This is a genomic window from Pseudomonas sp. W2Aug9 (assembly GCF_023127755.1).
GTDB classification, from domain to species: domain Bacteria; phylum Pseudomonadota; class Gammaproteobacteria; order Pseudomonadales; family Pseudomonadaceae; genus Aquipseudomonas; species Aquipseudomonas synxantha_A.
In genome coordinates, this window is sequence record NZ_SPKL01000008.1 from 218,865 (window position 1) to 227,607 (window position 8,743).

At 56.0% G+C, this 8,743-nt stretch carries 10 protein-coding genes and 1 pseudogene; 8 read left to right on the forward strand and 3 right to left on the reverse strand.

Annotated features, from left to right (window positions below):
• Positions 1–64 precede the first annotated feature (64 nt).
• The 5 genes from epd (at position 65) to fba (ending at position 4,144) form a co-directional block, all read left to right on the forward strand.
• On the forward strand, positions 65–1,120 hold the full coding sequence (epd, locus tag E3O56_RS05650) for an erythrose-4-phosphate dehydrogenase (RefSeq protein WP_032879002.1): 1,056 nt from the start codon (positions 65–67) through the stop codon (positions 1,118–1,120).
• 17 nt (positions 1,121–1,137) lie between these two features.
• Positions 1,138–2,301: a phosphoglycerate kinase gene (locus tag E3O56_RS05655; protein ID WP_032879003.1), complete on the forward strand. Its 1,164-nt coding sequence runs from the start codon at positions 1,138–1,140 to the stop codon at positions 2,299–2,301.
• 31 nt (positions 2,302–2,332) lie between these two features.
• The gene (locus E3O56_RS05660) at positions 2,333–2,560 is read left to right on the forward strand and encodes a hypothetical protein (RefSeq protein WP_005792197.1); all 228 of its coding nucleotides are present in this window, start codon (positions 2,333–2,335) and stop codon (positions 2,558–2,560) included.
• A gap of 60 nt (positions 2,561–2,620) precedes the next feature.
• Positions 2,621–2,956, forward strand: a complete 336-nt coding sequence (locus tag E3O56_RS05665; protein ID WP_248127965.1) for an MliC family protein — start codon at positions 2,621–2,623, stop codon at positions 2,954–2,956.
• A gap of 123 nt (positions 2,957–3,079) precedes the next feature.
• Positions 3,080–4,144 (forward strand): class II fructose-bisphosphate aldolase, encoded by a 1,065-nt coding sequence (fba, locus tag E3O56_RS05670; protein ID WP_003177554.1) that lies wholly within the window; start codon positions 3,080–3,082, stop codon positions 4,142–4,144.
• Between the two features lie 136 nt (positions 4,145–4,280).
• Here the strand turns inward: fba and E3O56_RS05675 are convergent, their stop codons facing one another.
• Positions 4,281–4,556 (reverse strand): hypothetical protein, encoded by a 276-nt coding sequence (locus E3O56_RS05675; RefSeq protein ID WP_216090417.1) that lies wholly within the window; start codon positions 4,554–4,556, stop codon positions 4,281–4,283.
• Between the two features lie 346 nt (positions 4,557–4,902).
• Between E3O56_RS05675 and E3O56_RS05680 the strand changes: the two genes are divergently transcribed.
• The gene (locus tag E3O56_RS05680; protein WP_248127966.1) at positions 4,903–5,463 is read left to right on the forward strand and encodes a DUF3757 domain-containing protein; all 561 of its coding nucleotides are present in this window, start codon (positions 4,903–4,905) and stop codon (positions 5,461–5,463) included.
• A 104-nt stretch (positions 5,464–5,567) separates the two neighbouring features.
• On the opposite strand, the gene E3O56_RS05685 is transcribed toward E3O56_RS05680, so the two are convergent.
• Together E3O56_RS05685 and E3O56_RS05690 are read right to left on the reverse strand one after the other, a co-directional pair.
• Positions 5,568–5,861: a fructose-bisphosphate aldolase gene (locus tag E3O56_RS05685; protein ID WP_216090416.1), complete on the reverse strand. Its 294-nt coding sequence runs from the start codon at positions 5,859–5,861 to the stop codon at positions 5,568–5,570.
• 490 nt (positions 5,862–6,351) lie between these two features.
• A pseudogene (locus E3O56_RS05690) lies at positions 6,352–6,915 on the reverse strand (polysaccharide lyase family 7 protein); the annotation flags it as partial.
• Positions 6,916–7,003: 88 nt separating this feature from the next.
• Here E3O56_RS05690 and E3O56_RS05695 point away from each other — a divergent pair.
• Entirely contained in the window at positions 7,004–7,255 is a 252-nt protein-coding gene (locus E3O56_RS05695; RefSeq protein ID WP_032879008.1) for a helix-turn-helix transcriptional regulator, read from the forward strand.
• Positions 7,248–8,519, forward strand: coding sequence for a type II toxin-antitoxin system HipA family toxin (locus E3O56_RS05700; RefSeq protein ID WP_032879010.1), 1,272 nt, complete (start codon positions 7,248–7,250; stop codon positions 8,517–8,519). The genes E3O56_RS05695 and E3O56_RS05700 overlap by 8 nt, the downstream gene beginning before the upstream one ends.
• The last annotated feature ends 224 nt before the right edge of the window (positions 8,520–8,743 follow it).

Here is an 8,743-nt window from a genome sequence, read left to right on the forward strand (position 1 = left end):
GAGTGGGCTTGCCCGCGATGGCGTCAGAACATTCAACACCGAACTAACCTTGATCGAGAACCCCATGCCCCAACCGCGTCCCTACAAAGTTGCACTCAACGGCTACGGCCGCATTGGTCGTTGCGTCTTGCGTGCTCTGTTCGAGCGAGGGGCGGCAGCCGGGTTTGAAATTGTTGCAATCAACGATCTGGCCGACATGGCCAGCATCGAATACCTGACACGCTTTGACTCCACCCACGGCCGCTTTCCCGGCGAAGTGCGAGTCGACGGCGATTGTCTGCATATCAATGGCAACTGCGTACAAGTGTTGCGCAGTGCCACCCCCGAAGGCATCGACTGGAAAGCACTGGGCGTCGACCTGGTGCTGGAATGCTCCGGTGTCTATCACACCCGTGCCGATGGCCAGCGTTTTCTCGACGCCGGTGCGCCGCGTGTGCTGTTTTCCCAACCGATGGCCAGCGAGGCGGATGTCGACGCCACCATTGTCTATGGCATCAACCAGGATTGCCTGACCGGTGATGAGCTGCTGGTGTCCAACGCTTCGTGTACCACCAACTGCAGCGTGCCATTGTTGCGCCTGCTGGATCAGGCGATCGGCCTGGATTATGTGTCGATCACCACGATTCACTCGGCGATGAACGACCAGCCGGTGATCGACGCCTATCACCACGAAGACCTGCGCCGCACGCGTTCGGCGTTCCAGTCAGTGATTCCGGTGTCCACAGGCTTAGCTCGCGGCATCGAGCGGCTGTTGCCGGAACTTGCCGGGCGAATCCAGGCCAAAGCCGTACGGGTGCCGACGGTGAATGTGTCTTGCCTGGATATCACCATGCAAACCGTCAGCGACACCGATGCGACGGAGGTCAACCGGATACTGCGTGACGCCGCCACCAGCGGCCCGCTCAAAGGCCTGCTGGCCTACACCGAGTTGCCCCACGCCAGTTGCGATTTCAACCATGACCCGCATTCGGCGATTGTCGATGCCAGCCAGACCCGCGTTTCCGGCCCCAGGCTGGTGAACATCCTGGCCTGGTTCGACAACGAATGGGGTTTTGCCAACCGAATGCTGGATGTTGCGGAACATTATCTGCACATCGCCTCTAAACAACCTCAACAGTAATTCAGGAACTGCGACCCATGACCGTGTTGAAGATGACCGACCTCGATCTGCAAGGTAAACGCGTACTGATCCGCGAAGACCTCAACGTCCCAGTCAAGGACGGTGTTGTCACCAGCGATGCGCGAATCCTGGCCTCGCTGCCGACCATCAAGCTGGCCCTGGAAAAAGGCGCGGCCGTGATGGTCTGCTCCCACCTGGGTCGCCCGACCGAAGGTGAGTTCTCTGCCGAAAACAGCCTCAAGCCTGTCGCCGAGTACCTGAGCAAGGCCCTGGGCCGTGACGTGCCACTGGTCGCAGACTACCTGGGCGGCGTGGACGTGAAAGCCGGTGACATCGTGCTGTTCGAAAACGTGCGCTTCAACAAGGGCGAGAAAAAGAACAGCGACGAACTGGCCCAGCAATATGCCGCCTTGTGCGATGTGTTCGTGATGGACGCTTTCGGCACTGCTCACCGCGCTGAAGGTTCGACCCACGGTGTGGCCAAGTTCGCCAAGGTTGCCGCTGCCGGCCCACTGCTGGCTGCTGAGCTGGATGCGTTGGGCAAGGCCCTGGGCGCTCCGGCCCAGCCAATGGCGGCCATCGTTGCCGGCTCCAAGGTCTCCACCAAGCTGGATGTACTCAATAGCCTCAGCCAGATCTGCAACCAGTTGATCGTCGGCGGCGGCATCGCCAACACCTTCCTGGCCGCAGCCGGCCACCCGGTGGGCAAGTCCCTGTACGAACCGGACCTGCTGGATACCGCGCGCGCCATCGCCGCCAAAGTCAGCGTGCCATTGCCGGTGGACGTGGTCGTTGCCAAAGAGTTCGCTGAAAGCGCCGAAGCCACCGTCAAGCTCATCGCTGACGTGGCCGCTGACGACATGATCCTGGACATCGGCCCGCAAACTGCGGCCAACTTCGCCGAACTGCTCAAGGCATCCCAGACTATCCTGTGGAATGGCCCGGTAGGCGTGTTCGAGTTCGACCAGTTCGGCAACGGCACCAAAGTGCTGGCCAAAGCTATTGCTGAAAGCTCGGCCTTCTCCATCGCCGGCGGCGGTGACACCTTGGCGGCCATCGATAAATATGGCGTTGCTGATCAGATCTCCTACATTTCTACCGGTGGCGGCGCCTTCCTCGAATTCGTCGAGGGCAAGGTTTTGCCAGCCGTGGAAGTGCTGGAAACCCGAGCCAAGGGCTAAGGCTCGCGTGATCAGGAAAAGGAGTGTTCCCATGATCAAGTCGTTGGCACTGGTGATCGCAGCGGGCTTGTTGGCCGGCTGCAGCGGCACACCCAGCGCGGCGCCGGAGGCGGACAACGCCAAGGCTCCGTTGAACAAAAGCTGTTACCAGGCTGACTGGCAAGCCGAGACCATGCCGGTGATCAACAAGCGCATCGGCAACGAACGGCTGGAGAAATACGACTCCGCGCCCAACGGTCAGGAACAGGGTTGCCCTTGACGGGTCTGATCCACTAACCAACAGCAACGGCGGCCCCAGGTCGCCCTGCGAGGATTGGCAATGAAAGGCGTTTTCGCCCTGGCAGCCCTGGCCCTGTTGGCCGGTTGCAGCAGCATGAACATGTTCAGCAAGGCCGCAGAGTCTGCCGACAAGTGGACCACCTGGACCTGCGATAGCAAGGCCGAGCTCAACTGGCGCTTCGCCAACCAGGCCCGTTCCGAAGTGGATGTACGCCTCGGCGGCTCGGACCAGGTTTACCGTCTCAAGCAAGAGGTAGCCGCCTCGGGCGTGCTGTACAGCGACGGCCAGCTGGCGTTTCACACCAAAGGTGAGGAAGGCCTGGTGTACTGGGTTGCCACCGATGATTTGATTGGGCGCGGCTGCAAAGCCAACTGAACCCAACAGCAATAACGATTCAGCAGCTCAAGCTTAACCCCTTGATCTGCAATAACTTGAATAGCAGCCGCCGCTACGGCAGGCTTGCACGATTAACGACCCTCGACCGGGAGAGACAACACAATGGCACTTATCAGCATGCGTCAAATGCTGGACCACGCAGCCGAGTTCGGCTACGGCGTCCCAGCCTTTAACGTCAACAACCTTGAGCAGATGCGCGCCATCATGGAAGCCGCTGACAAGACCGACTCCCCTGTGATCGTCCAGGCTTCGGCCGGTGCGCGCAAATACGCCGGTGCCCCGTTCCTGCGTCACCTGATCCTTGCGGCCATCGAAGAATTCCCACATATCCCGGTGTGCATGCACCAGGACCACGGCACCAGCCCTGACGTGTGCCAGCGCTCCATCCAGCTGGGCTTCAGCTCGGTGATGATGGATGGCTCCCTCGGCGAAGACGGCAAGACCCCAACCGACTACGAGTACAACGTACGCGTCACCCAACAAACTGTGGCCATGGCTCATGCCTGCGGCGTGTCGGTCGAAGGCGAGCTGGGCTGCCTGGGTTCGCTTGAAACCGGCATGGCCGGCGAAGAAGACGGCATCGGCGCCGAAGGCGTGCTGGATCACAGCCAGATGCTGACCGACCCGGAAGAAGCGGCCGACTTCGTCAAGAAGACCCAGGTCGACGCCTTGGCCATCGCCATCGGCACCAGCCACGGCGCCTACAAGTTCACCAAGCCACCTACCGGCGACGTGCTGGCTATCGACCGCATCAAGGAAATCCACAAGCGCATCCCCAACACCCACCTGGTGATGCACGGCTCTTCCTCGGTCCCGCAAGAGTGGCTGGCGATCATCAACCAGTACGGCGGCGACATCAAAGAAACCTACGGCGTACCGGTTGAAGAAATCGTCGAAGGCATCAAGTACGGCGTGCGCAAGGTCAACATCGACACCGACCTGCGCCTGGCCTCTACTGGCGCAATGCGTCGCCTGATGGCCACCAACCCGAGCGAGTTCGACCCACGTAAATTCTTCGGTGCCACCGTGACCGCAATGCGCGACGTGTGTATTGCTCGCTACGAAGCGTTTGGTACTGCGGGTAATGCTTCGAAGATCAAGCCGATCTCGTTGGAAGCGATGTACCAGCGGTATTTGAAGGGTGAGTTGAACGCTAAGGTCAATTAAGTCCGGGCGTTTATAAAAAACCCGCAGCAATGCGGGTTTTTTATTTATATTTATTGTCTTAATAATTCAACATGACCTTAAAAGGTTAACTGTATCCAGCATCTATGCCGATAACTTCTAATTTGAGTTTGGCGAGTTAAGAGATCGTCACGGGACTGGTGAGGCTCCAGTCCGAATAGGTGCTATTGTCCTTAGTCTCTCTTACTTGTACGTTAATGGTTTGTTTGCTGTAGTTTTTCAGAATCGCTTCTTGGGTGGTAAAGGAGTACGTGCCGTTTGAGCCAACAAGCCCGCTTCCTAGAAGCGCTCCCGTGCCGGCTTGATGCAAGTAAACCCGATAACCAGGCGTGCCCCTCCCTGAAACTGCAATTTGAGCGGCTCCGCCTTTGGCGCTATCAATATAGGCAGCCATGATAAATATCCTTCTTAAGTGGTCGTCGGGAATCGACGACGTGATGAAACTCTAGTGATGCATCAGGTATGTGGCTACCTCTTAGAAATCACAGTTCCGACGAATGGCTGTAGGTAAAGACGGCGCATTTAGCTGGATACTCACTAAGTGCGCACTTATGTGTGTATGTCTGAGCGGGACTGGATTTGTAACAACTCCCCCCCCCCCACAACCTTGGGTTTGGTTAAGGCCATGATTTTCACCATTCTGTGGAAATATTTAAAGTAGGCTGGACATGTGTCTTCGGCCAATCTCGATTGTTTATTTGGTGCTCTGAGAGAATAATCATTTAGCTATTGAAATTGCTGTGCTTATTCCTAATGTTTATTTAAAACTGTCAATGTTGACAGTATTTCTCGTTAATGAATTTGCGCATGCTGCAGAGGATTACTCCAATAAGGGAATACAGGCTATGTCACAGGTGCATTTATTAAAAACGCTTCAATGCTTTACTGCTATTGGGGGATTAGCGCTGATGGGTAATGCCTATGCAGCCCCGCTGTCTTGTCCAGACGTCTCAAGTATTAAGGCAGTGAGTATTCACTTCTCAGGCGGGGTGCAGGAGTGGAGTGGTGAGCAGCTTGTCGAGGATAGCTCGATGGTTGAGGGGTTCAGCTTTTCAGGCGCGGCGATCAAGCAGGGAACAGACAGCGAGACGAAGTTGCCTTATAACTATGTGACCTGCGATTACGTGGGAAAAGGCAAGAGCGACTATTTAAGGCTGTCCAAGCGTTTTACCTTGCCTCCAGTGGCTAAAGGCAGTGCTTGGAACGAGCACAAGGAATGTAAAAATAATACTGTCACAGACTGTACTTTTGAGCTAATGAACTCAAAGGGCCCTGCGAAATTGACATTGCCTCCTCAGTAGAAAGGCGAAGCCATCAGGTGCTGGGGCTGACCTGACGGCACAAATCTAATTAAGTCCACTTTATGAAAAACCCGCAGGAGTGCGGGTTTTTTGCTGGAGTTTGATTAGACGGCGCTGGGTGTATCGAACCCTTGCTGTTCAATCACCCGGAACACGTCGCTCACGTCCTGAACCAAAATGCGTGCGGTATTGGCGATGTTGTTCAGGTCGCGTTCTGTGAAATCCGGCAGGCTGGAACAGGCCATCAGGTTGAGGTGTTCAATGGCCGCGTTGAGGCGTTCGCGCAGGCAGGCGTGGAGGTCGAGCAGTGGGGCGTCGCTGTCGATGAGAAGCACGGGGTAGTCGGTGGCGGTTTCGGTGCAGGGGGTGAAACGGCGGGGTGGAAGCTGTTGGGTCATGGCAAATATCCTCGTATCTGAAAAGGACTACCGCCATTCGCTGCGAAACGAAGTGGGTGGTAGCTGTGCGCGGGTTCGCAGACCGAGGATACGAGGAACCCGGCAGACCCGGAGGTCTCCCACACACAGCCACCATAAAACAGACGACGGGCGCCGAAGCGCTCATCGTTGTATTCATGATGCTTGGTTAGACACGTATCGTTAGGGCTGCGAAACCCTATCGCTGTTCAGCCAGCGACGGGGCGAACTATAAGCGGCGAATTGACTGGCCGCAACGGTCCTGTAGGACGGACACTAAGCCCTCAGGCCACACAGGCCAAATGTGGGAGGGGGCTTGCCCCCGATTGCGGTGGGTCAGTCACAGCTATTGGAGCTGGCACACCGCTATCGGGAGCAAGCCCCCTCCCACAGGGGATTTAATCGTCTGGATTTATCGGGGAATGATCCGTGGGCTTATCGGACGTTGCCTACTCGAAATAGGCTAATCCATTTACTCGTGATCAATATCCAACTTCGCAAACGTCACCCTTGCCCCCTCCTTGCTGTCCCCACTGTTGTCCTGCACATACACCCCCGCCTTGAAGTACAACGGCTTGTCGCCCCAGGCAGCGCCAATGCGTTCATTCCACTCGCTGTCGGCGGCGTACACGCTGAGCAGCCCGGCTTTGTTGAGATTGATAACGTAGGTGAAGCTCTTCTCCAGCGGCACGTCGGAGGCGACGATGATGACCTGGCTCTCGGCCTCGTCCGGGCGCATGCGCACCTTGGCGACGATGTTGCCGGTCTGGGTTTTTTCCTTGAACTGGTACTCCAGCTTGATCAGTGGTTTCTGGCTGTCATAGGCGTGGATCTGGCCGATGACGACTTTGCCGGAGGTGGGTACCTGGTTGACCGTGAGGGTGGCGCGCAGGAAGTTGTCGGCCTCGGGGTAGGTCCAGTTGCGCAGGCGCCCGTCGGCGTAGGTTTCGCGCAGTTCGCTGCGTGGGTAAATGGCGTTTTCGGTGCGGGTGCCGGTCACGGGGAGCCAGAACTGCACATCGCTGCTTTTGGCCTGAATTGCATCAGACGTAAGGTAATTGAAATGTCCGCCATAAGGGACATAATCAGATTAATTTAGTTAAAAGTTCGATATAGGTGACATTTTGCTCATCACGACCCCTCCCGCTTTTGGCGAGCGGCTCAGGCAACTACGCCGGGCGAAGCAGTACAGCCAGCAGCAACTCGCGGAAAAAGCGCGGTGCAGTCGCAAGACCATCATCGACCTTGAGGCAGGGGAAAATGTTGCGATGTACACCGCCTTCAGGGTGATTACTGCGCTAGGCATGGCACTGGAAGTGGTTGATCGACGTATTGATCTCAAATCGCTTGCCGAACTGGTAGAGCACGATGAGTAAGATCAAAAGGCTCAACGTCGCTACTCCCCAAGGCATTAGCGGCGAACTGTCCAAAGGATCGCAGTTTTCCTTCGCCTACGCGTCGGCTGAGGCGCCTCGTGAAGTGTCATTGGTAATGCCTTATGACCCAACACCGACGGTCAGTAATGTTCTGCATCCGATTTTTGATATGAATGTGCCAGAAGGCTTTCTGGCTGATCAAATCAAGCGACGGATGGCCAAGCATATGCAGGTGGACGAAATGCGCTTGCTGTCGGTCATTGGAGGCAACCAGATTGGTCGGCTGAGTTATGAGAATCCTATAGAAGCATCGGCGCCTGTTAAAGCCCAGGTGGGATTGCAGGAGATATTGTCAGCGCCGGGTTCGCAAGGCGTGTTCGATTTCCTGGTAGACACCTATTTTGAATCAGGTATTTCGGGAGTGCAGCCCAAGGTGCTGGTGCCTGATCTGGACAAACTCAGAGGCAACCGCAAAACCATGCTCAGCTCTGACCTGATTGTAAAATCCGGTGCAGATGAATATGCCCACTTGGCGCAAAACGAATTCCTCTGTTTGGAAGCAGCTCGCCTTGCCGGGTTGGAAACGCCGCGTTTCTGGCTGTCCGACAGCGGTGATTTATTTGTTATGGAGCGCTTCGATCTGACCCCCTCGGGCAGGTTGGGATTCGAGGACATGGCGGTGCTGTTGGGGCTGAACAAGGACCCCCACGATAACTACAAGTATTCCCAAAGTTACGAAACGCTCGCGGCAGTGATTCGCCAGGTGTGCCAGCAGGGTGATGTGTTGCGTGAACTTGAGCGCTTTTTCTCCTCTGTTTGCTTGTCGGTCATGGTGCGCAATGGCGATGCTCACCTGAAAAATTTCGGCGTGCTCTATACCCATCCGGGAGCCCTCGAAACTGTGCAATTGGCGCCTGTGTTCGATGTCACAACGACCACCGCCTATGAGCATTACAATCCAAAATCCGGCCAGGCATTGGTTGACCGTACCCTGGCTATAAAAATGAACAAGGTGAAGGCGTACCCCGATCGTCAACAACTGATTGAATTCGGGCGCAAGCACTGTGGTATCGCAGCTCCTGGCGTAATTATTGAACGCATTGCCGAGGCCATGTCCCTGGCGCTGAGTGCGCATCAGGCGCGTATTGATACCGAGCTTTTTTCAACGATGCAGAAGGAGTGGGACGCGGGCCGTGCCATGGCGCTTCACGACTCGGTAACACCGGCTATGAGGCGCAGGCCGGTGGTAAGACTGTTGCGCTGAGGTCCGTGAAAAAAACCGTAGCCTTAGTAGGCAATGGTCGACGTTTCGTAAGAAGGGATTACGGTATTCTCGCGTTAAATATATCTGTTCTTTATACTAAATAAATCCCTTCACTTTGTTCTTTGCTCTATTTAGCTCAGGTGGGTGTTTTTAAAGTGGTTGTATAGACCGGACACATGGTGGACACATGTGCGGGGACATGGTTGACACATTATGGGCCATAG